Source organism: Rhizobium sp. NPDC090279 (assembly GCF_044769665.1).
Lineage (GTDB): Bacteria > Pseudomonadota > Alphaproteobacteria > Rhizobiales > Rhizobiaceae > Rhizobium.
Map to the genome: position 1 here is coordinate 686,078 of NZ_JBIVYI010000002.1, position 20,303 is coordinate 706,380.

A 20,303-nucleotide genomic window follows, 5' to 3' on the forward strand; every position below is an offset into this window, starting at 1 on the left:
GCAGACGTTACACATTTGCCTCATAATCAATACAACTTATCGCCAGCAAGACGGCTGACAAGCACGTTTCAAATGACTATCTCGTGAGAACTGTCATATTCCTGACTAACGACGAACCGGGACAGAAGAATGGCAACCGAGGAAATCAGGACAACGGGCGATGCCCCAAGCCTCGCGGCGCTGATTTCGCGCGCGGCGGGCGATAGTGGCGGTTCCAAGAAGGGGCTGCCGCCCGTCGATCGCTGGAATCCGCCGTTTTGCGGCGATATCGACATGGAGATCCGTGCCGACGGCACCTGGTTCTATCTCGGGACACCGATTGGCCGTGCGCCGCTCGTTCGGCTGTTTTCCACAGTTCTGCGCAAGGATGCGGATGAAAGGACCTATCTCGTCACGCCTGTGGAAAAGGTCGGCATTCGCGTCGTCGACGCGCCGTTCGTGGCCGTCGAGATGAGCGTGACGGAACGTGAGGGCAGACGCGTGCTGACCTTCCGCACGAATGTCGGCGATGTCGTCGAGGCGGGCAGGGATCATCCGATCCGTTTCGTCATTCGCGGCGACAACGACGAGCTGAAGCCCTATCTGCATGTTCGTGGACGCCTGGAGGCTCTGGTGACGCGAGCGGTCATGTACGATCTGATCGAGCTCGGCGAGCCCGTCGAAATTGCCGGGCGGGAGATCTTCTGCGTGCGTTCCGGCAGCTCGATCTTTCCCGTCATGCCGGTTGCCGAACTGGATGCGCTCACTCGATGAATGAATTCCCCCTTTATTCCGCGGATGAATTCCGCCGTCGTGCCCTCCATCAGAGCGGCAGGCCGGTGGAGCTTGCCTGGCGCGATCATGGCGATCATCGCCTCAATCCCGAGACTATATCCCAGGTCGCGGATCTGAAACTCAAGGATGCCGCGGTGCTCGTGCCCGTTGTCGATAGCGGCGACGATGCCAAGGTGATCTTCACGCTCAGGACTTCGACCCTGCGCAAGCATTCCGGCCAGATCGCCTTTCCGGGCGGTGCCATCGATCCGGAGGATGCGTCGCCGGAAATGGCGGCGGTGCGCGAGGCGGGCGAGGAAATCGGCCTGGCCGATATCTTCATCGAACCCGTCGGGCGGCTGCCGCATTATCTGGCGGCGACGGGCTTTCGCATCACGCCCATTCTCGCCGTTGTGAAGCCGGGCTTTCATCTGGCTCTCAATCCGACCGAGGTCGAGGATGCCTTCGAGGTGCCGCTCTCCTTCCTGATGGACCCCGGCCACCACGTGACCGACACGATGCTCTGGCAGGGGACCGAGCGTCATTTCTACCGCATGCCCTACGAGCAGCGCATGATCTGGGGCATTACCGCGGGTATTGTCCGCACGCTTTATGAAAGGCTCTATACATGACGTCCGTAGCCGATGAGGCGTGGTTTCGCGATGAGGCATTGCAGCGGGTGCTGGCGTTGCTCGATGCCGATGGCGGCGAGGGACGGGTGGTGGGCGGAGCCGTCCGCAACAGTCTGATGGGGCTGCCGGTTGCCGATATCGACATCGCGACCACGTTGTTGCCGGAAGTTGTTGTGGATAGAGCGCAAGCGGCCGGGATCAAGGCGGTGCCGACAGGCATCGCGCATGGCACCGTCACTCTGGTGATCGATGGAAAGCCGTTCGAAATCACCACCTTGCGGCGCGACGTTGAGACGGACGGGCGCCGTGCCGTGGTTGCGTTCAGCCGGGATTGGCAGGCCGATGCCGAGCGCCGCGACCTGACGATCAATGCACTCTATGCGTCCGCCGATGGCGAGGTCGTGGATCTCGTCGGCGGCCTTGCCGATTTGGAGCGCCGCAACATTCGCTTCATCGGCGATGCGGCAACCAGGATTGCCGAGGATCATCTGCGCATCCTTCGGTTCTTCCGCTTCTTCGCCTATTACGGCAGCGGCCGCCCTGATGCCGATGGGCTGCGCGCCTGCGCCGCTGCGCGGTCGAAGATCGCTGCGCTTTCGGCCGAGCGCGTCTGGTCCGAAATGAAGAAGCTGCTTTCGGCTGAGGACCCGGGCAGGGCGCTGCTCTGGATGCGCCAGGTCGGCATATTGACTGAAGTGCTGCCGGAAACCGAAAAATGGGGAATCGACGCCATTCCCGGGCTTGTCGCTGCCGAACAGGCCCTCGGCTGGCAGGCGGAGCCTCTGCTGCGGCTTGCCGCCATCATACCACCCGACGCAGCAAGGCTTGCCAAGCTTGCCGAGCGGCTACGCCTCTCGAAGGCCGAAGGCGCTTACCTTCAGGCGTGGGCGAACGCACCTGCCGTCAAGGACGATATCTCGGAAGCGGCCTTCGACCGCCTGCTTTATCGCCACGACCCTTCCGGTGTCGCTGTTCGCCTGAAGCTGGCGCTGTCGGTTGCCCGAAGCAAGGCGGAAGGCGATTTCCAGGAGATGGCGCGGGTTGCCCGGCTCGGAAGGTTGCTGGCGCGCATGGCAAAATGGAAGAAGCCTGCTTTCCCGCTCAATGGCGCCGATGCGCTTGCCGCTGGTGTCAGCGCCGGGCCGCGCGTCGGCGAGCTTCTCGGCAGGCTGGAGCAGGAGTGGCTCGACGGGAATTTTGCGATGAAACGGGCGAGCCTTCTCGCCCGGCTCAAGGATTTGGCCAGCGCCTGATATTCAGGCCTGATCCGCGCATCTGATTGGGCGGGCGGCCCAATCAGGCCGCATGGGCCTCGTCGCGAATCCGTGCCTTGATATTGTCGACCATGTTCTCGCGGATGATTGTTTCGCCATGCGCTTCGCGCATGTGCTCGATGGCGCGGCGCACGACTTCGGCGTCATCCTTGGCGCGGGTATGCCAGGCGCAGCCGGGCACGAGCGTACCACATTCGAACATTCGCATGTCTTCCTCCTCATCCTTCAATAGTTTCCTGCCCCTTCATGCGAAGGGCATGAAGGCCTAAACGCAACGAACGAGAAAAGGTTTCTGCCGTCCGGCAAGTCTCTCGCTTGCCGGCGGCGGTCTTGTGGACATCAATCCGGCATTGCCCAGGATTTGAAGCAGTCCGATGACTGATATCGGGTAATGGGCGCTTGCCTGGCCGAACGATCGGCCGCGAAGCTGGCGATATCGTTCGGAGACTTGCCTGCCAATTGCATCCTTACCTGCTCGATGAAGCAGGAAAGCGGCAGATCGGACCCGCTGCGGGTCCGCATATCCTCGGCCAGTCGCATGATGAACTCTGGACTATCGACTGCGCGCGAAAGTTTCTGTTCTTTCGAAGCTTCCGTGACTTGTTTGTCTGCTGCCATTACAACCTCCTCCGATTGAAACGAGCATTAGGTCACTTAGGCATTCCTCCCGCCGATTTCAGGGCGTTGTCCGATCATTTAATGTTGAACGCTCAAAGCGCATCGCGATCTCTTAGATTCGTTCTCTGCGCTTGCCGCCCTTGGCTTTTCACATGCCGTCATCGCAAAATCGCTGCTCATTCTTGCGCAACATGCCTTAGGGCCAACGCACCACTGGCGGCAGGGAGGATAGGATCGACTCGACGTTGCCGCCGGTCTTCAGCCCAAATATTGTACCCCTATCGTACAGCAAATTGAACTCCACATAGCGCCCGCGACGAATTAATTGCTCATCGCGGTCCTCTTCCGTCCATGTTTCGTTGAAATTGGAACGAACGATCCGCGGATAGACCATTGCGAAGGCGCGACCGACGTCACGGGTGAAGGCGAAATCGGCGTTCCAGCCGCCGGCTTCTTCCGTCGAGTGCAGCCAGTCGAAGAAGATGCCGCCGATGCCGCGCGGCTCGTTGCGGTGCTTCAGGAAGAAATATTCGTCGCACCAGCTCTTGTAGCGCTGGTAATCGGCAACGGCATGACGGTCGCAGACGATCTGCATGGCGCGGTGGAAGAGAGCGCTGTCGGGGTCGTCCTGGGTGCGGCGGCGATCGAGCACCGGCGTCAAGTCGGCGCCGCCGCCGAACCAATGGCTCGTCGTCACCACCATGCGGGTGTTCATGTGTACGGTCGGCACGTTCGGATTGACGGGATGGGCAATCAGCGACAGGCCGGAGGCCCAGAAACGGGGATCTTCCTCGGCGCCGGGAATCTGGCTGCGAAAATCCGGAGAGAACTCGCCATAGACCGTCGAGGTGTGGACGCCGACCTTTTCGAAGACGCGGCCTTCCATCATGGACATGCGGCCGCCGCCGCCCTGGCCCTTGTCCCTCTGCCAATCCTTGGCGACGAAGCGCCCGGGTTCCTGGTCGGAGAGGGGGCCGGTCAGCTCGTTTTCCAGCTGCTCGAATTCCGCGCAGATCGTGTCCCGCAGGCCCTCGAACCAGTGTCGCGCTGCCTCTTTCTTTTCTTCAATATCCTCGGGTAATCCCTTGGGAAGATTGGGTCGTTCCATTCATGCTCTCCGACGGTGCGAGCGGCCGGCGGCCCGCGATTCGCATTTTATGTATCGTGATTTGGAATATCAGCAAGATTGCGGCGCAACCAGTGCAGCAACGTCGCAGGAAAATCGACTCGCAAATTTCACAATGCGGTATTATGTTCCCTCTCTCAAAGGCGAGGTTTTATCATGAGGATACCCGGACCGCCGCCCCTGGATGGGTTGAGAAACAGAATATTCCGTTATCGGCAGGAACACCCTGCAGGTGGGAAGAGCGAATTCGTTCGCGAGACCTTTTGTCTGAGCCGCCCCGAAGCGCGTGAAAAGGCGCGCGAATGGTTCGATGAATTCCCGAAAGCCGCCTATTGGACCGAAGTCGAAAGCTGGCGTCAGATCGATGGCGATCGCATCGAATTCACCATGCGGCGCTTGCCATCGGCGGATTGACACGAACGACATGGCTGCTGCAGTGATCGGCGAAGGGGCCAGGGCGCCAGCCGGTCCCTTTGAGTCCGGCTTGTTACCTGTCGCCGGCTCAATGCGGCTTGGGTGATTGTGGATCATCCGGCTGCCCGGATGCGGACGGTTGAGCACCGGGCATCGGGCCCGCAGAGAAAGCTTTCTTGACCTTCTCGATCGTGGCCGTGTTTCCACCGGCTGGAACCGGCGGTGAGGCGGGCGTTGTCGGCGGCTCGGCGACGACATTGAGCTTTGCAGCTTGATGTTCTTTCGTCTTCGCATCGTCGATGATCGGCGATGCCGCAAGAATCTCCATGAGTGTGATGGTCACCGGCAGATGGCCGCCCAGATCGGTGTTCGTGTGATGCCATGCATGCGCAACGCGCTGATCGGCATGAATGAACGAGCGGGAGTTGATTTCGCCGAACCAGTCCCATTCACCCATGACATCGACAACATCGGTGAAGACAGGCGGCATCGCGATACGCGTGCCGATCGTCACGATCTTGGTATTTCGTGCGAGCTTGGCGACCCGTCCTTCATCCTGCTTCCAGAGGTCATGCAGTGCGGCTGACAGCACCAGATTACCCTTGGAATGGCCCGCCAGCAGGCGGAAGGAGAGGCGGGGGTCGGCGAGAAGCGCCTGCACGGTTCTCGTGTCGAGGCTGGTGCGGGCAGTCGTCGCATCCCCCTGCGCTCCGACCTTCGGGCGACCGGCAAGGTCGTCCAGGCTTTCGAGAAAGGGCCGCAGACCTCTCAGGTGACCGAAGAAAAACAATCCGCCGAGGGCTTCGGTAATGACATCGGCGATACCGTAGCCGGAGACGACGACGGCAACCGGCCCATCGACCGCATCGGCCACATTGCGTGCAAAGGCTGCTGCCCCGAGTGCCGAACCGCCGATGCCGGCGACCGCAAGCGCCCGGGCATCGGCGCCGCCGCGCAGGACGAATTCATCGATGGTCTCGCAGAGGGTGAGCGCCCCAAGGCCGCTCGGCGGCACGATCATGATCGCGCCTTCGGCGGCCAGCGAGTCGCTGATGTAGAAGGCTTCCTCCGGCGTGATGACCGTGACGTCGTAGAATAGCGCATCGAGGGCAAGATTCCGTTGGCGGAGGCCTTCGAGAGCGAGGTTGCGGGCAGGCGAGCGCTGGAGCCGTTCGGGGAGGCTCAAGCTGCGTGCGAACTGTGTGAGGGAAAGCGTGAATGCCGTCTGGAACATGGGTCACCTCGCCAAGGTTGCCTGAGTTAGAGCATTCCAAGACGAAGCTTCTCACACTTTATTCGGCCTGCCAACGCCTATTCGGGTGCGACATTCAGGCTCGGTGCCGAGCGTGGCTGTCATTGTGTCTGCCGCAGCGCTTCACCCGAAATCATGGCGACGGACATGGCGACATTGATGGAACGCTGGCCCTCGACCATCGGGATCAGGATGCGGCCGTCAGCCCTTTCATGGACGTGGTCCGGTACGCCGGCACTCTCGCGGCCGAAGAGAAGAATATCGTCGCTGCGGAAGGCAAAATCCGTGTAACGCTGTGCCGCCTTCGTCGATGCCAGCACCAGCCGTCGTCCGCTTTGCTGGCGCCAGCTGTCGAAGCGTTCCCAATTGACATGCCTGGTCAGGGCGACGGCAGCGAGATAGTCCATGCCGGCGCGCTTCAGATTGCGGTCGGATATGTCGAAGCCGGCCGGTTCGATGATGTCGACGCCAAGGCCGAGGCAGGCAGCCAGCCGCAGGATCGTGCCGGTGTTGCCGGGAATATCGGGCTGGTAGAGGGCGATGCGGAGCGTGGTCATGTGCTGCAACTAGCGAAATCGCCCTGATTTGTCTCCGGTTTTTCGCGGGCCCTCGATTCTGTGATGTTTCCCATCAGCAGAATTGAAGCATCTGGTCCATTTTTGCGGCATATTCTGCTTTTCAAACGACAAAAGGCACGCTAAAAGGCAAGCGCTCTACAACTTGCGAAAGAAGGAGGCTCAGATGGATAATATCTCGTTTGTGATGATGCGCCTCCTCGCCGTGAAGCCACGGATGTATTGAGAGCGCCGTAAGGCGCGTATTCGCAAGTACCCCCCTTCTTCAAGTCATTGCGCGGCCAATATGGCCTCGTCGTTTTACCGCCCGATCACCATATAAATCTGCGACCTTTGCGCGCAGTGGGTGGTCGAAGGGTCGAGTCTTTGGAGCATTTCAATGTTTAGCTGGTTCGAACGCCGACTAAATCCATTTCCAAGCGAGGTGCCGGATACGCCGCCGCGCGGCCTGATCGCCTTCTGCTGGCACTATACCAAGCCGGCCGCACCCTGGCTGATCGCCATGAGCATCCTCACCATGTCGATCGCGATCGGCGAGGTGGCGCTGTTCCAGTTCCTCGGCGATATCGTCGATTGGCTGACGAAGGCCGACAGGGCGACCTTCCTGCAAACGGAATGGCACAAGCTCTTCTGGATGGGAGCGATGGTGCTAGTCGGCCTGCCGCTTGCGGCGGCGCTCGACAGCTTCATCATGCACCAGGTGCTGATCGGCAACTACCCGATGATCGCGCGCTGGCAGATGCATCGCTTCCTGCTGCGCCACAGCATGACCTTTTTCGCCAACGAGTTTGCGGGCCGCGTTGCTACCAAAGTGATGCAGACCTCGCTCGCCGTGCGCGAAACCGTCATGAAGGTTCTCGACGTTTTCGTCTATGTGGTGACGTATTTTCTGTCGATGATCTTCGTCATCGCGATGGCTGACTGGCGACTGGTGATTCCGATCGTGATTTGGCTCGGCATTTACATCGGCATTGTCTCCTACTTCGTGCCGAAGCTGCGCAAGATCGCCGCGCAACAGGCCGATGCCCGTTCGACGATGACGGGGCGCGTCGTCGACAGCTACACCAACATCGCGACGGTGAAGCTGTTTTCGCACGCGGGCCGCGAGGAGAGTTACGCCAGGGCCGGTATGGAGGAATTCCTCGACACCGTGCACAAGCAGATGCGCAAGATAACGCTGTTCAATGCCGCTGTTTACACCAACAACTGCGCGGCCCTGTTCGTCGTCTCGGCGCTGTCGATCTGGTTCTGGCTCAACGGCTCGATCGCGGTCGGCTCGATCGCCATCGCCATCGGCCTTGCCATGCGCATCAACGGCATGTCGCAGTGGGTGATGTGGGAAGTCTCGGCGCTGTTCGAGAATATCGGTACGGTTTATGACGGCATGGAGATGATGACCAAGCCCCATGACATCGTCGATAGACCGACGGCGCCGGTGATCGCGGCCAAGCAGGGTGCGATCCAGTTCGATCACATTCGCTTCCATTATGGCAAGACGAAGGGCGTGATCGAGAACCTGACCCTCGATATCCGTGCGGGCGAAAAGGTCGGCCTCGTCGGCCGCTCCGGCGCCGGCAAGACGACGCTGATGAACCTGCTGCTGCGCTTCTACGATCTGGAGAGCGGCCGCATCACCATCGACGGCCACGACATCGCAGGAGTGACGCAGGACAGTCTGCGCTCGATGATCGGCGTGGTGACGCAGGACACCTCGCTGCTGCATCGCTCCATCCGCGATAACATCGCCTACAGCCGCCCGGATGCGACCGACGAAGAGGTGATGCAGGCGGCCAAGCGTGCCAACGCCTGGGAATTCATCGAAGGTCTGGTCGATATGCAGGGTCGAACGGGGCTCGATGCGCAGGTCGGCGAGCGGGGCGTCAAGCTCTCAGGCGGCCAGCGGCAGCGTATCGCGATTGCCCGCGTCTTTCTGAAGGACGCGCCGATCCTGGTGCTCGACGAGGCAACATCGGCGCTCGATTCCGAAGTGGAGGCGGCGATCCAGGAAAACCTCTTCGCGCTGATGCACGGCAAGACGGTGATCGCGATCGCCCACCGCCTGTCGACGCTGACCGAGATGGACCGCCTTGTCGTTCTCGACAAGGGCCGGATCATCGAGATGGGCACGCATCAGGAACTGGTCCAGAACGGCGGCATCTATGCAGAGCTCTGGAGCCGCCAGTCCGGCGGTTTCCTCGCCGACCACGAGGAGGCCGAAGCGGCGGCGCAATAGGGATGAAGGAAAGGGCGGCGAAAGCCGCCCTTTCCGTTTGCAGCGCTCGCAAGGTGAGTGGCCTGCCTGAATTCTAACAAAAATATAACCTTTGCAGCGCCGCCATTTACTTTGCGTGCCTTACGAAATTGCCTATATCGCAGACATGTTCATCCGTTCCGTGTTCCGTCTGTTCGAGACCTGGATTGATCCCTATTACCGCAGCGGCGATCTTCGTCCGCCGCGGTCGCTCGGCGCCTTCATCTGGTATTATGTCGGGCAGGCGAAGGGGCCGTTCCTGGCGATGGCGGTACTCGGTGGAGCCGTGGCGATGCTGGAGGCAGCATTGTTCTGGTTCGTCGGCCATCTGGTCGACATTCTCGACAAGGTGAAGCCGGGCGAGGGGTGGAGCGGGCTGCTTGCCGGCCACGGCGGCGCGCTGCTCGGCATGGTCTTCGTGGTGCTCGTCGTGCGCTTCGTGATCGTCAGCCTTGGCGCGCTGGTCGAGGAGCAGGTGGTCGTTCCCGGTTTTCTCAATCTCGTGCGCTGGCAGGCCTATCGGCACGTCGCCCGGCAATCCGTCGAATTCTTCCAGAACGATTTCTCCGGCCGCGTCGTCACCAAGGTCTGGTCGGCGGGGCAGGCGACGGGCGATCTCGTCGTGTCGCTGCTGCAGGTCGTCTGGTTCATCATCATCTATGCGGCCTCGACCATCGCGCTGGTCGGCGGGCTCGACTGGCGGCTGGCATTGGTGATTACGATATGGATCGGCGTCTTCTCGCTGCTGGCTCGTCACTTCGTGCCGCGTATTCGGCAGCATGCCCGCAATGCGGCCGAGGCATCCTCGATGCTGAACGGGCGCATGGTCGACGTCTATGCCAATATCCAGACATTGAAGCTCTTTGGTCGTGAAGAGCAGAACGATGATTATATCCGCAGGGGCTTTGACCGCTTCCAGGCTGCCGTCATGCCGTTTACGCGGCTGTTGACCGGCGTGCGATCGTCGCTGGCGCTGCTATCGGGCGTGATGATCACCACCATCGGCGCGCTGGCCGTGCATCTCTGGCTGGCGGGCGAGATCTCGACCGGCGGCGTCGCCTTCACGCTTAGCATGGTGCTGCGGCTGAACATGCTCTTCGGGCGGATGATGTCGCAGTTCAACGCCATCATGCGCAATCTCGGCACGATACAGAATTCTGCCGAGATGATCTCGGAGCCCATAGGCCTGGTGGACCGGGCCGATGCCAGGGATCTGACGATCACCGGTCCGGAGATCCGCTTCGACGACATCACGTTTCACTATGGGCGTGGCGGCGGCATCATCGACAATTTTTCTCTCCAGGTACGCGCGGGAGAGAAGGTCGGCATCGTCGGCCGCTCGGGTGCGGGCAAGACCACGCTCGTCAACCTGCTGCTACGCTTCTACGATCTTGAAGGTGGCCGTATCCTGATCGACGGCCAGGATATCGCCGCAGTCAGGCAGGAATCGCTACGCGGCGCCATCGGCATGGTGACCCAGGATACCGCGCTCCTCAATCGCTCCATTCGCGACAATATCCTCTTCGGCCGCCCCGACGCCAGCGACGAGCAGATGGTGGAGGCGGCAAGACAGGCGGAGGCTGATCGCTTCATTACCACTCTGGAGGATCAGAAAGGGCGCGCCGCCTATGCGGCCCATGTCGGCGAGCGCGGCGTCAAGCTTTCGGGCGGCCAGCGCCAGCGCATCGCGATCGCTCGCGTCATGCTGAAGGATGCGCCGATCCTGGTGTTGGATGAGGCGACGTCGGCGCTGGACTCCGAGGCTGAGGCCGTGCTGCAGGCCAATCTCGATACGCTGATGAAGGGCAAGACCGTTCTTGCGATTGCGCACCGGCTGTCGACCATCGCCAAGCTCGACCGGCTGATCGTCATCGACAGGGGCAAGATCATCGAAGAGGGCACGCATGAGGAACTGATCGCCCGCGGCGGCCTCTATTCCGAACTCTGGGCACGCCAGTCCGGCGGCTTCATCGCCGCGGATGCCGATTGATCGCATTCGGTCCAATCGACTGCGCCACCTCGGGGCTACGGGTGCCGAGGCACGCTGAATTCCGTCATCAAGCCAAAATGGTTCGAGCCCATCGCGTCGCGGATCTGCTTCACGGATATCAGCCGCAGCGGAGCGCGGGCAAAGACGTGATCGATCGTGATCCCATAGGCACCCGCCGCAATCGGCCAGGTCGCGGGCTCGGGAAATTCATGGCGAAGGCCGGTTGTCGCCAGAAAATCCCGCATGTCTGGTGTGATGACCGAGGCGTTGAAGTCTCCTGCGAGAAGCAACGGCCCTTTCACGTCGTTGAGGGCGGAGGCGAGGAGGCCGAGTTCTATCTGATGGAACGCATCGAAATAGGGCTTGCTCAGATGAACCGAGGCGAAATTCACTGGCTGACCGTCCATGTCGATGGTCGCCAGGATAAAGCGATTGTCCCAAAGGCTGCCGAGGCTGCGCATCAACTGGCTCTGGAACGGCCTTTTCGACAGCAGCAGGGAGTCGCAATCAGTCGTCATCACGCCGCAGCCGATGCGGTAGGGATAGACTTTGAGGACGCGGTCCATCTCGGAAAAGACTGGTCCCGCCTCGAAAATTTCGACGACATCGGCTTTCGAGGCAACGATGAGATCGGCGATGCGGGGGCCGTTTTCGAAATTGCTGTCCTCGATGTTAAAGGAGAGCAACCTGAAATGGCTACCGCTCGCCTCTGCCGAAGCGACGAGAGAGGACGTAGTATATTCCTGCAGCATGAGGACCGAGTGAACCAGCAGGATGATTCCGGCCGCGGTCAGGAAGAGCGCATACCAGTGGCGCTTGAAGGCGAAGGCGATCAAGGCAAGCAGGACCGCAAACAGGCTTATATGGGTCTGCAGGCTCTCGAAAAAGGCCAGTAGCCAGGTATCGGCGACGTAACGCGCCGCAAGGATGCCGACCGCCAGCGTGGCGAGAACGCATAGAACGCAATAAACCGTGTGTCTCATGAGAAGTTCTCGCGCTTCATTTTTCGCTGCTTTGTATGGGCCAAGACAACGAATGCAATCCTCCATAAATCGAGGGGGAAATCCATTTGGATTTAAGAGGTAAAGCGTAAGTCCTGTGAGGGGGAGAACGCGCCGACACTGGGTCGTCTTCTGCAATGCAGCATTGAAATCATTGTCTATTTTGCCGTGCAATAGGAGAAAGCTCTATCGAAATCCCCAGGTTTTTCATGGGCTTAACTTTTTACATTGATGCAGAGAGAGTTTAGACCCCGGCCTTGCGACGCAATAGCGCAGTTTTGCCGCGACATTGTGCCCTTACCCCTTGCCAAGACTGGACATAATTTGCGATCAAGCTTAGAACGCAGCGGGTTACGGAGGAATCTATGGCGGAATTATGGTCGCGTTGATTCGCCGTTAGTGAGAGGGGTGCCGCGGTTTTGCCGTGGTTTGCGGGAAGAGGATGTGCAGCGTTGAGCGAGCATAGTACGACAAGTGAGTCCACCGGCGAGCCTACACGCCGCGATTTCCTTTATTTGACGACAGGTATGGCCGGCGCTGTTGGTGCAGTTGCCGTCGCATGGCCGTTTATCGACCAGATGCGACCGGATGCATCGACACTCGCTCTTGCATCCATCGAAGTCGATGTGTCGAGCCTTGAGCCTGGCATGTCGCTGACGGTGAAATGGCGCGGTAAACCCGTCTTCATCCGCAACCGCACGCAGAAAGAAATCGACGATGCCAAGGGCACGCAGCTTTCGGACCTGAAAGATCCGATCGCCCGCAATGCCAACCTTCCAGCTGATGCACAGGCGACGGACGTTGCCCGCTCCGCTGGCGACGGGAAGGAAAACTGGCTTATCATGATCGGCGTCTGCACCCATCTTGGCTGCATTCCGCTCGGTCAGGCAGGGGAATATGGCGGGTGGTTCTGTCCCTGCCATGGCTCGGTCTACGATACCGCCGGCCGCATACGCCATGGGCCCGCGCCGATGAATCTTGCGATTCCGCAATATGCGTTCACGTCGGAAAAGAAGATCAAGGTCGGTTGAGGGGGAGCTGAAACATGAGTGGTCATTCGTCTTACGAGCCATCGACAGGGCTCGAAAAATGGGTCGACGCGCGGCTTCCGCTGCCGCGCATGGTCTATGATAGTTTCATCGCCTATCCGGTCCCGCGCAATCTGAACTATGCCTATACGTTCGGCGCGATGTTGGCCGTCATGCTGGTTCTGCAGATCCTGACCGGCGTCGTCCTTGCCATGCACTACGCGCCGGATACCACCGTCGCCTTCAACTCGGTCGAAAAGATCGTCCGCGACGTCAATCACGGTTGGCTGTTGCGCTATATGCATGCCAACGGCGCATCTTTCTTCTTCGTCGCTGTTTATCTGCACATCGCCCGCGGCCTTTACTACGGCTCCTACAAGGCACCGCGCGAGATCCTCTGGATTCTCGGCGTGATCATCTACCTCCTGATGATGGCGACCGCCTTCATGGGCTACGTTCTGCCCTGGGGCCAGATGTCCTTCTGGGGCGCGACCGTCATCACCGGCTTCTTCTCGGCCTTCCCATGGGTCGGCGACTGGATTCAGACCTTCCTGCTCGGCGGCTTCGCCGTGGACGATCCGACGCTGAACCGCTTCTTCTCGCTGCACTACCTGCTGCCGTTCATGATCGCCGGTGTCGTCATCCTGCACATCTGGGCGCTGCATGTGACCGGCCAGACGAACCCGACCGGTGTCGAGGTCAAGCTGAAGACCGATACCGTGCCCTTCACGCCCTATGCGACGCTGAAGGATGCGCTTGGCGTTTCCATCTTCCTGCTGGTCTTCGCCTATTTCGTCTTCTACCTGCCGAACTTCCTCGGTCATGCCGACAACTACATCCCGGCCAACCCACTGAAGACGCCAGCTCACATCGTTCCGGAATGGTACTTCCTGCCGTTCTACGCGATGCTGCGCTCGATCACCTTCAACATCGGTCCGATCGACTCCAAGCTTGGCGGCGTTCTGACGATGTTCGGCGCGATCATCGTGCTGTTCTTCCTGCCCTGGCTCGATACGTCGAAGATCCGCTCGGCCGTCTATCGTCCCTGGTACAAGCTGTTCTTCTGGCTGTTCGTCGCCGACGCCATTCTGCTTGGCTGGCTCGGTTCGCAGCCTGCGGAAGGCATCTATACGACGGCTGCGCAGTTCGCGACGCTGTTCTACTTCCTGTTCTTCCTCGTCATCATGCCCATCCTTGGCATAGTCGAGACACCGAAGCGCATTCCGAATTCGATTACGGAAGCGGTTCTTGAAAAGCAGGGCGGTAAAGTTGCCGCTCCGGTTCAAGCATAACCGGCGATAGAGGAAGAAAACGATGAAGAAGTTTATTGTCGGCCTTCTTTCGCTCACGCTCATTGGCGGTTCGGCTACCGTTGCCGCCATTGCCGCTGAAACGAAGCCTGCCGCTGAAGCCGAGACACCGCATTATCCGTTGAAGGAGCCGCGCGAGCAGCATTGGACCTTCTCCGGCCCGTTCGGCTATTATGACAAGGCACAGCTGCAGCGCGGTCTCAAAGTCTATACGGAAGTCTGTTCCGCCTGCCATTCGATGAAGCTGGTGGCTTACCGCACGCTGGAAGATCTCGGCTATACGGAAGCCCAGGTGAAGGCCTTTGCCGCCAATTACGAAGTGCAGGATGGACCAAACCCTCAAGGTGAGATGTTCACCCGCAAGGCGCTTCCGTCTGACCATTTCAACTCGCCGTTCCCGAACGACGAGGCAGCCGCTGCTTCCAACAACGGCGCCGTGCCGCCCGACATGTCGCTGCTTGCCAAGGCGCGTGAAATCGAACGCGGCTTCCCGCAGTTCATTTTCGATATCTTCACGCAGTATCAGGAAGGCGGCCCGGACTACATCTACTCGCTGCTGACTGGCTATGAAGAACCGCCGGCAGGTTTTGTGGTGCCGCAGAGCTCGCACTACAATCCGTATTTCGATGCGGCTGCGACCTTTGCGATGCCGAAGCCGCTCTCGGACGGGCAGGTGACCTACGACGACGGCGCGCCGCAGACCGTCGATCAATATGCGCGCGACGTGTCGGCGTTCCTGATGTGGACGTCCGAGCCGCATCTCGAGGCCCGGAAGCATACCGGCTTCATGGTCATAATCTTCCTGCTGATCTTCTCGGTGCTGATCTATCTCACCAAGCGGTCGGTCTATGCGAGGGCGGGCGCGCACTGAGCCTTGTAACGATTAAGCAAAAGGGCGGCCCATCGTGGCCGCCTTTTTTGTTGGTATAGCGCCCTGGTCTTGATAGTGTGCCGCCGGCCCTATCATAGCCTGAGAGTACATATTTCATGAACACTATCGCTTCGGAGCTCGCCGCCAGCATCCGTTCCATTCCGGACTATCCCAAGCCCGGTATCATCTTCCGCGACATTACGACCATGCTCGGCGATGCCAGGGCATTCCGCCGCGCTGTCGATGCGCTGGTGCAGCCCTATGCCGGCTCGAAGGTCGACAAGGTCGCCGGCATGGAAGCGCGCGGCTTCATTCTCGGCGGCGCGGTCGCGCATCAGCTGTCGGCTGGCTTCGTGCCGATCCGCAAGAAGGGCAAGCTGCCGCATGATATCGTCCGCATCGCCTACAGCCTGGAATATGGCGTCGACGAGATGGAGATGCATCGCGATGCCGTCAATCCAGGCGAGAGGGTCATTCTCGTGGACGACCTGATCGCGACGGGCGGCACGGCCGTCGGCGCGACGAAGCTCCTTCGTCAGATCGGCGCTGAAGTCGTCGCAGCCTGTTTCGTGATTGATCTACCCGATCTCGGCGGCCGCAAGAAGCTCGAGGAGCTCGATGTACCGGTTCATACGCTGGTGGAGTTTTCCGGACACTGACCGTCTTCAAAAGACTGGCGGGGCCGTTACGGACGGCCTCGCAGATTGCTATTCAAAGGCCAGCACAGTGCTTTCGAAGCGCAGGGCCGGGGCGCCGTGCTGGTTCACGCCGTCACAGGCGAGCGTGTAGAGCGTCCAGCCGGGGCGCGAGGCCAGCGGCCGGCTGCCGAGGATGGCGACGCCGTAGGTGATCGTATCGCCGGCAAAGACCGGTCGCAGCCATTGCAGGTTCTTGAAGCCGGGCGAGGGGCCGAGATTGGGCGGGGTTTTGCCTTCGGCGATCAGCCGGGCGGTTTCAGACTTCCAGTAATCGACGAAGCTGCGCATCCACATGGAGCAGCTGTGCCAGCCTGAGGCACAGAGACCGCCAAACAACGAGTGTTTGGCCGCTTCCGCATCTATGTGGAAGATCTGCGGATCGAAACGCGAAGCGAAGTGAACGATGCCTTCGGGCGCGAAGGTGTGGCTGCCGATCTCGACACGTTCGCCGATGGCATAGAGTTCGCTCATCTTCATGCCGAAACCTCCGCGCCGGCGCGCATGCGGATCATGGTCGCGTTCTCCCCGAGGCAAACGAGTTCGCCGCGCTGGTTCTCGACCTCATGACGGAATTTGACGATGCCGATGCCGGGGCGGGAGCGCATCGGGCGTGCCTCAAGCACGATGGATCGACCCGACAGGGTATCGCCGGCCAGAACAGGCTTCTTCCACTCCATGAAATCGATGCCCGGCGCACCCTGCGCATCGGCGGCGAGGATGTAGGAATCGCACATCATGCGCATGAACACCGCCGAGGTGTGCCAGCCGGAGGCGGCAAGGCCGCCGAGAATGCTGGCGCGGCCGGCTTCCTCGTCCAGATGCATCGGCTGGGGGTCGAACTCGCTGGCGAATTCTATGATCTCCGCCGCCGTCATATGCTTGGGGCCGAGTGCAAATTCCCGTCCTCGCTGGAAGTCTTCGTAGACGAGTTTCGTCATGTCTTCTGTCGTCCTCCACAACTTGTTCATGGGCAATCGCATGGCCCGCAGGGATCGTGCAAGCATTTTCATGACAATGGCGGGCGATGCCCGAGGCGATTGCCTGCCGGTGTCCGGCAGCTCTTGATTGTGTGGCGGCGATATGGTGAGGCTTGGTCGTGACGAGATGGAACGAGAGCGGGAATGAGTAAACTCAAAATCATATTGGATGAAGCAGCCGGCGAAGGACTTATATCCTCGACCCAGGCCGAGCGATTGCTGCCCTATCTGACGGGAAAGAACATCGGCGTGTTGCCGACGGCTGAGGATCTTTCGGCACCGCGCTCACTTGATGATTCCAATCCATTGGAAGATACGGAAGCGCCGCGTTTCGTGCGCGGCTTTCACGACGTGCTCATCACCATCGGCGTCATCGTGCTGCTGGTCGGATTGTGGGGATTGGCGAGCCGCTATGTGTCGCTGCTTGCCATCGTCGTTCTGGCCGAAATCCTCGTGCGCCGCCAGCGCCTGGCGCTTCCAGCCGTGGTATTGACCATCGCGCTCGTCGTCTGGCTGTTTCATACCGTGGTGAGTTATGTCACCTCCACGCCGGTGTTGGGCAATAATTTCACTATCGGCGCATTTGTCCTGGTGGCGCCGTTCCCGTTGCTGCTGGCATTGTTTTACTGGCGTTACCGCGTTCCCTTGTCGCTGGCGCTATTCCTGTTCTCATTGTTCGGGCTGTTCCTTGCGACTGTCTTCTATGTCGCCGGCACTGTGACGGGGTCCACGAATGTGCCGGTCGACTACCCGATCCAGACGCTCATGATCCTGCTGGTGACCGCGCTCGGCAGCTTTGCTCTGGCGATGCGCTACGATCTCAGCGATCCGCAGAGGGTTACGCGCCGTTCCGATGTGGCGTTCTGGCTGCATCTCGCAACCGCTCCGGCTCTACTTTATTCGACCGTGCTTCTGGCCTTGCGCCTGGAGCTTGCCGGTAGCGGCACCGTCTTCACCAATCTCACCGATGCCCTCTTTGGAGGCTACCTGCAGGCGGTGACCGTCTTGGTGGCCGTTCTGGCGATGATGCTGATCGGCCTCGTCATCGACCGCCGTGCCTTCGTGACTGCCGGTCTCGTGTCGCTCGGTCTCGCGACCGCGGCCATTCTTCGGCACAACGACGCTGGTCTCGACAAGGTCGGCTTCCTGGTGCTGATGATTGTCGGCTTGGTCGTGCTTGTGATCGGCATCGGCTGGGCCGATCTCCGCCGTATCATCGTGCGGCGTTTGCCTGCTGGTATGCAGGCGAGATTGCCGGCGCTCAGATAGAGCTTTTCCGCTTTTCTTCGAATCGCGAAAACACTCTATCTTTTTATTTTAACGCAATTCCGGACGGAAAACCGCAATGCACTTTTCCTGGAACTGCTTTGGCGCCGGCATCCGAAAGGCGATCAGGTGTTGAAGCGGAAATGGATGACGTCGCCGTCCTGGACGACATATTCCTTGCCTTCGTCGCGGGCCTTTCCGGCTTCCTTGGCGCCCACTTCGCCGTTGTAGGTGATGTAGTCGTTATAGGCGATCGTGGCGGCGCGGATGAAGCCGCGCTCGAAATCTGAATGGATGACGCCAGCAGCCTGCGGCGCCTTCGTGCCCTGTTCGATCGTCCAGGCGCGCGTTTCCTTCGGACCTACGGTGAAATAGGTGATGAGGTGCAAGAGCTTGTAGCCGGCACGGATCAGCCGGTCGAGGCCGGCTTCGTCGAGGCCGAGCGCGGAGAGGAATTCCGTCGCCTCTTCTTCCGGCAGCTGCGCCACTTCCGCCTCGATGGCGGCCGAGATGATGACGACTTCCGAATTTTGCTCCTTGGCCATGGCGGCGACGGCTGCCGTGTGCTCGTTGCCGGTGACGGCATCGCCTTCGGCGACATTGCAGACGTAGAGCACCGGATGCGAAGTCAGAAGGTTCAGGCTCTTGAGGATGCGGGTTTCTTCGGCGTCCAGCTTCGACAGCAGCGTGCGAACCGGCTTGCCTTCCTGCAGCAATGCCAGAGAAGCATCCATGAGCGGCAGCATCGCCATGGATTCCTTGTCCTTGCCGGTGGCGCGCTTGCGCGTCTGCTCGGTGCGGCGCTCAAGGCTCTCGAGGTCGGCGAGCATCAGCTCGGTCTCGATCGTCTCGGCATCGGCGACCGGATTGATACGGCCTTCGACATGGGTGATGTCGCTGTCTTCGAAGCAGCGCAGGACGTGGACGATCGCATCGACTTCGCGGATGTTGGCGAGGAACTGGTTGCCGAGGCCTTCGCCCTTCGACGCGCCGCGCACGAGGCCGGCGATATCGACGAAGGAGATGCGCGTCGGGATCAATTCCTTCGACTTGGCGATGTCGGCAAGCTTGCGCATGCGCGGATCGGGAACGGCGACTTCACCCGTGTTCGGCTCGATCGTGCAGAACGGATAATTCGCGGCCTGTGCCGCCGCCGTCTTGGTCAGCGCGTTGAACAGAGTGGACTTGCCGACATTCGGCAGCCCGACGATACCGCATTTGAAACCCATGGCACCTTGTCCATATCTTGAAAATCTTTGCAGTGCCTATGAGGGAAGGGCCGTTGCGGGTCAAGCCTTGTGCGGGAAGCGAGCTGTTTTTCTGCTGGCAGAAGGGGTTGAGAGCGGATATCTGCCGTATTGTCTCCCTGACACGACCATCCTTGAAGGATGTGGTGCGCTGCACTATAATCTGACTATTAGCCCAAAGCCCCTTTCCCTGTCGTCAACGGTGATGCCGATGAGTGACAATGATGTTGTCCTGAAACCAAAGACCAAAACCAAGCCGAAGGTCGAGAGGCCTAAGCTCTACAAGATCATTCTCGTGAACGACGATTACACGCCGCGGGAATTCGTCATCATGGTGCTGAAAGCCGTCTTCCGCATGAGCGAGGAGACCGGCTATCGCGTGATGATGACGGCGCACAAGCTCGGAACCTGCGTTGTCATGGTCTGTGCGCGTGACATCGCCGAGACCAAGGCGCAGGAGGCGGTGGATCTGGCGAAGAGCGGCGGCTTCCCGCTGATGTTCACGACGGAGCCGGAAGAGTAGGGTCGCGCTACCCCCCTCAGGCGATGGCGGGACGGCGGATCTGGAAGCCGGTCTTGTCCTGCGTGAATCCGCAATTGGCGTAGAAGCGCAGCGTTGCCGGGTCCCTCGATCCCGTCAGCAGCATGACCTTGTAGCAGTTCTGCTCCCACGCGACCTCTGTCGCTCGACGAATGACTGCGCCGGCAAGGCCGCGCTGGCGGTAGTCGCCATGCGTCACGACATTCTCGATCAAGGCATAGGGGGCGCCGCCGCGGGTGAGATTGGGAATGACCACCAGCGTGACGGAAGAGACGGCTTTCTCGCCGTCAAAGGCCGCGAAGATCGTCATGCCGGGTTGCGCGAGGATTTCGGCAAAGCGGCTTTCCGCCAACGACAACTCCGGCACCGGGTCTTCGGCATTCAGATGCCCGTAGAGTCCGAGGAGCGTCGGCAGGTCGGCGATCGCGACCGGTCGTATGACGATATCTGTGGCTGGGTCGAGAGGCGCGTTCGGCATT

At 60.2% G+C, this 20,303-nt stretch carries 22 protein-coding genes; 12 read left to right on the plus strand and 10 right to left on the minus strand.

What is annotated here, in order from left to right; translation table 11 throughout:
• The first annotated feature begins 129 nt into the window (after positions 1–129).
• Genes ACIQWP_RS07415 through ACIQWP_RS07425 form a run of 3 tightly spaced genes read left to right on the plus strand, consistent with a single transcriptional unit; the run spans position 130 to position 2,638 of the window.
• Positions 130–753, plus strand: a complete 624-nt coding sequence (locus ACIQWP_RS07415) for a DUF1285 domain-containing protein (protein WP_402784148.1) — start codon at positions 130–132, stop codon at positions 751–753.
• Positions 750–1,385: a CoA pyrophosphatase gene (locus tag ACIQWP_RS07420; RefSeq protein ID WP_402784149.1), complete on the plus strand. Its 636-nt coding sequence runs from the start codon at positions 750–752 to the stop codon at positions 1,383–1,385. The genes ACIQWP_RS07415 and ACIQWP_RS07420 overlap by 4 nt, the downstream gene beginning before the upstream one ends.
• On the plus strand, positions 1,382–2,638 hold the full coding sequence (locus tag ACIQWP_RS07425; RefSeq protein WP_402784151.1) for a CCA tRNA nucleotidyltransferase: 1,257 nt from the start codon (positions 1,382–1,384) through the stop codon (positions 2,636–2,638). Before ACIQWP_RS07420 ends, ACIQWP_RS07425 begins: the two co-directional genes overlap by 4 nt.
• A gap of 43 nt (positions 2,639–2,681) precedes the next feature.
• Here ACIQWP_RS07425 and ACIQWP_RS07430 read toward each other — a convergent pair whose 3' ends face one another.
• From ACIQWP_RS07430 to hemF, 3 genes are all read right to left on the minus strand, one after another.
• Positions 2,682–2,867 (minus strand): DUF1059 domain-containing protein, encoded by a 186-nt coding sequence (locus ACIQWP_RS07430; protein ID WP_402784153.1) that lies wholly within the window; start codon positions 2,865–2,867, stop codon positions 2,682–2,684.
• Between the two features lie 131 nt (positions 2,868–2,998).
• Positions 2,999–3,277, minus strand: a complete 279-nt coding sequence (locus ACIQWP_RS07435; protein WP_402784155.1) for a hypothetical protein — start codon at positions 3,275–3,277, stop codon at positions 2,999–3,001.
• Between the two features lie 196 nt (positions 3,278–3,473).
• On the minus strand, positions 3,474–4,385 hold the full coding sequence (hemF, locus tag ACIQWP_RS07440) for an oxygen-dependent coproporphyrinogen oxidase (RefSeq protein ID WP_402784157.1): 912 nt from the start codon (positions 4,383–4,385) through the stop codon (positions 3,474–3,476).
• Positions 4,386–4,559: 174 nt separating this feature from the next.
• On the opposite strand from hemF, the gene ACIQWP_RS07445 reads away from it, so the two are divergent.
• Entirely contained in the window at positions 4,560–4,817 is a 258-nt protein-coding gene (locus tag ACIQWP_RS07445; RefSeq protein ID WP_402784383.1) for a hypothetical protein, read from the plus strand.
• A gap of 88 nt (positions 4,818–4,905) precedes the next feature.
• On the opposite strand, the gene ACIQWP_RS07450 is transcribed toward ACIQWP_RS07445, so the two are convergent.
• Both ACIQWP_RS07450 and ACIQWP_RS07455 read right to left on the minus strand, forming a co-directional pair.
• On the minus strand, positions 4,906–6,051 hold the full coding sequence (locus ACIQWP_RS07450; RefSeq protein ID WP_402784158.1) for a hypothetical protein: 1,146 nt from the start codon (positions 6,049–6,051) through the stop codon (positions 4,906–4,908).
• 119 nt (positions 6,052–6,170) lie between these two features.
• Positions 6,171–6,626: a tRNA (cytidine(34)-2'-O)-methyltransferase gene (locus ACIQWP_RS07455; RefSeq protein ID WP_402784160.1), complete on the minus strand. Its 456-nt coding sequence runs from the start codon at positions 6,624–6,626 to the stop codon at positions 6,171–6,173.
• A gap of 397 nt (positions 6,627–7,023) precedes the next feature.
• Here ACIQWP_RS07455 and ACIQWP_RS07460 point away from each other — a divergent pair, with 397 nt between their 5' ends.
• Together ACIQWP_RS07460 and ACIQWP_RS07465 are read left to right on the plus strand one after the other, a co-directional pair.
• The gene (locus tag ACIQWP_RS07460; protein WP_402784162.1) at positions 7,024–8,877 is read left to right on the plus strand and encodes an ABC transporter ATP-binding protein; all 1,854 of its coding nucleotides are present in this window, start codon (positions 7,024–7,026) and stop codon (positions 8,875–8,877) included.
• Positions 8,878–9,022: 145 nt separating this feature from the next.
• On the plus strand, positions 9,023–10,885 hold the full coding sequence (locus ACIQWP_RS07465) for an ABC transporter ATP-binding protein (RefSeq protein WP_402784164.1): 1,863 nt from the start codon (positions 9,023–9,025) through the stop codon (positions 10,883–10,885).
• A 35-nt stretch (positions 10,886–10,920) separates the two neighbouring features.
• Here ACIQWP_RS07465 and ACIQWP_RS07470 read toward each other — a convergent pair whose 3' ends face one another.
• Positions 10,921–11,868: an endonuclease/exonuclease/phosphatase family protein gene (locus tag ACIQWP_RS07470; RefSeq protein WP_402784166.1), complete on the minus strand. Its 948-nt coding sequence runs from the start codon at positions 11,866–11,868 to the stop codon at positions 10,921–10,923.
• Positions 11,869–12,338: 470 nt separating this feature from the next.
• On the opposite strand from ACIQWP_RS07470, the gene petA reads away from it, so the two are divergent.
• The 4 genes from petA (at position 12,339) to ACIQWP_RS07490 (ending at position 15,754) form a co-directional block, all read left to right on the plus strand.
• Complete coding sequence (gene petA, locus ACIQWP_RS07475) at positions 12,339–12,917, plus strand: ubiquinol-cytochrome c reductase iron-sulfur subunit (RefSeq protein ID WP_402784168.1); 579 nt, start codon at positions 12,339–12,341, stop codon at positions 12,915–12,917.
• Positions 12,918–12,931: 14 nt separating this feature from the next.
• A complete protein-coding gene (locus ACIQWP_RS07480) occupies positions 12,932–14,206 on the plus strand; it encodes a cytochrome bc complex cytochrome b subunit (RefSeq protein ID WP_402784170.1) in 1,275 nt (424 codons plus the stop codon).
• A gap of 22 nt (positions 14,207–14,228) precedes the next feature.
• Complete coding sequence (locus ACIQWP_RS07485) at positions 14,229–15,095, plus strand: cytochrome c1 (protein ID WP_402784172.1); 867 nt, start codon at positions 14,229–14,231, stop codon at positions 15,093–15,095.
• Between the two features lie 116 nt (positions 15,096–15,211).
• Positions 15,212–15,754, plus strand: a complete 543-nt coding sequence (locus ACIQWP_RS07490; protein WP_068388331.1) for an adenine phosphoribosyltransferase — start codon at positions 15,212–15,214, stop codon at positions 15,752–15,754.
• 48 nt (positions 15,755–15,802) lie between these two features.
• Here ACIQWP_RS07490 and ACIQWP_RS07495 read toward each other — a convergent pair whose 3' ends face one another.
• Both ACIQWP_RS07495 and ACIQWP_RS07500 read right to left on the minus strand, forming a co-directional pair.
• On the minus strand, positions 15,803–16,270 hold the full coding sequence (locus ACIQWP_RS07495) for a MaoC family dehydratase (RefSeq protein WP_402784175.1): 468 nt from the start codon (positions 16,268–16,270) through the stop codon (positions 15,803–15,805).
• The gene (locus ACIQWP_RS07500; protein WP_402784177.1) at positions 16,267–16,731 is read right to left on the minus strand and encodes a MaoC family dehydratase; all 465 of its coding nucleotides are present in this window, start codon (positions 16,729–16,731) and stop codon (positions 16,267–16,269) included. Before ACIQWP_RS07500 ends, ACIQWP_RS07495 begins: the two co-directional genes overlap by 4 nt.
• Positions 16,732–16,914: 183 nt before the next feature.
• Here ACIQWP_RS07500 and ACIQWP_RS07505 point away from each other — a divergent pair, with 183 nt between their 5' ends.
• A complete protein-coding gene (locus ACIQWP_RS07505) occupies positions 16,915–18,039 on the plus strand; it encodes a hypothetical protein (protein WP_402784179.1) in 1,125 nt (374 codons plus the stop codon).
• A gap of 122 nt (positions 18,040–18,161) precedes the next feature.
• Here the strand turns inward: ACIQWP_RS07505 and ychF are convergent, their stop codons facing one another.
• Positions 18,162–19,265 carry a redox-regulated ATPase YchF gene (gene ychF / locus ACIQWP_RS07510; RefSeq protein ID WP_402784181.1) on the minus strand — a complete coding sequence of 368 codons (1,104 nt, stop codon included), beginning with the start codon at positions 19,263–19,265 and terminating at the stop codon, positions 18,162–18,164.
• A gap of 229 nt (positions 19,266–19,494) precedes the next feature.
• On the opposite strand from ychF, the gene clpS reads away from it, so the two are divergent.
• Positions 19,495–19,806: an ATP-dependent Clp protease adapter ClpS gene (gene clpS, locus ACIQWP_RS07515; RefSeq protein WP_075851864.1), complete on the plus strand. Its 312-nt coding sequence runs from the start codon at positions 19,495–19,497 to the stop codon at positions 19,804–19,806.
• A 16-nt stretch (positions 19,807–19,822) separates the two neighbouring features.
• Here the strand turns inward: clpS and ACIQWP_RS07520 are convergent, their stop codons facing one another.
• Entirely contained in the window at positions 19,823–20,302 is a 480-nt protein-coding gene (locus ACIQWP_RS07520) for a GNAT family N-acetyltransferase (protein ID WP_402784185.1), read from the minus strand.
• Position 20,303 lies beyond the last annotated feature (1 nt).

Coding starts and splice junctions, on each gene's coding strand:
- ACIQWP_RS07415 (WP_402784148.1), top strand. CDS start 130: ATGGCAACCGAGGAAATCAGGACAACGGGCGATGCCCCAAGCCTCGCG.
- ACIQWP_RS07420 (WP_402784149.1), top strand. CDS start 750: ATGAATGAATTCCCCCTTTATTCCGCGGATGAATTCCGCCGTCGTGCC.
- ACIQWP_RS07425 (WP_402784151.1), top strand. CDS start 1,382: ATGACGTCCGTAGCCGATGAGGCGTGGTTTCGCGATGAGGCATTGCAG.
- ACIQWP_RS07430 (WP_402784153.1), bottom strand. CDS start 2,867: ATGCGAATGTTCGAATGTGGTACGCTCGTGCCCGGCTGCGCCTGGCAT.
- ACIQWP_RS07435 (WP_402784155.1), bottom strand. CDS start 3,277: ATGGCAGCAGACAAACAAGTCACGGAAGCTTCGAAAGAACAGAAACTT.
- hemF (WP_402784157.1), bottom strand. CDS start 4,385: ATGGAACGACCCAATCTTCCCAAGGGATTACCCGAGGATATTGAAGAA.
- ACIQWP_RS07445 (WP_402784383.1), top strand. CDS start 4,560: ATGAGGATACCCGGACCGCCGCCCCTGGATGGGTTGAGAAACAGAATA.
- ACIQWP_RS07450 (WP_402784158.1), bottom strand. CDS start 6,051: ATGTTCCAGACGGCATTCACGCTTTCCCTCACACAGTTCGCACGCAGC.
- ACIQWP_RS07455 (WP_402784160.1), bottom strand. CDS start 6,626: ATGACCACGCTCCGCATCGCCCTCTACCAGCCCGATATTCCCGGCAAC.
- ACIQWP_RS07460 (WP_402784162.1), top strand. CDS start 7,024: ATGTTTAGCTGGTTCGAACGCCGACTAAATCCATTTCCAAGCGAGGTG.
- ACIQWP_RS07465 (WP_402784164.1), top strand. CDS start 9,023: ATGTTCATCCGTTCCGTGTTCCGTCTGTTCGAGACCTGGATTGATCCC.
- ACIQWP_RS07470 (WP_402784166.1), bottom strand. CDS start 11,868: ATGAGACACACGGTTTATTGCGTTCTATGCGTTCTCGCCACGCTGGCG.
- ACIQWP_RS07480 (WP_402784170.1), top strand. CDS start 12,932: ATGAGTGGTCATTCGTCTTACGAGCCATCGACAGGGCTCGAAAAATGG.
- ACIQWP_RS07485 (WP_402784172.1), top strand. CDS start 14,229: ATGAAGAAGTTTATTGTCGGCCTTCTTTCGCTCACGCTCATTGGCGGT.
- ACIQWP_RS07490 (WP_068388331.1), top strand. CDS start 15,212: ATGAACACTATCGCTTCGGAGCTCGCCGCCAGCATCCGTTCCATTCCG.
- ACIQWP_RS07495 (WP_402784175.1), bottom strand. CDS start 16,270: ATGAAGATGAGCGAACTCTATGCCATCGGCGAACGTGTCGAGATCGGC.
- ACIQWP_RS07500 (WP_402784177.1), bottom strand. CDS start 16,731: ATGACGAAACTCGTCTACGAAGACTTCCAGCGAGGACGGGAATTTGCA.
- ACIQWP_RS07505 (WP_402784179.1), top strand. CDS start 16,915: ATGAGTAAACTCAAAATCATATTGGATGAAGCAGCCGGCGAAGGACTT.
- ychF (WP_402784181.1), bottom strand. CDS start 19,265: ATGGGTTTCAAATGCGGTATCGTCGGGCTGCCGAATGTCGGCAAGTCC.
- clpS (WP_075851864.1), top strand. CDS start 19,495: ATGAGTGACAATGATGTTGTCCTGAAACCAAAGACCAAAACCAAGCCG.
- ACIQWP_RS07520 (WP_402784185.1), bottom strand. CDS start 20,302: ATGCCGAACGCGCCTCTCGACCCAGCCACAGATATCGTCATACGACCG.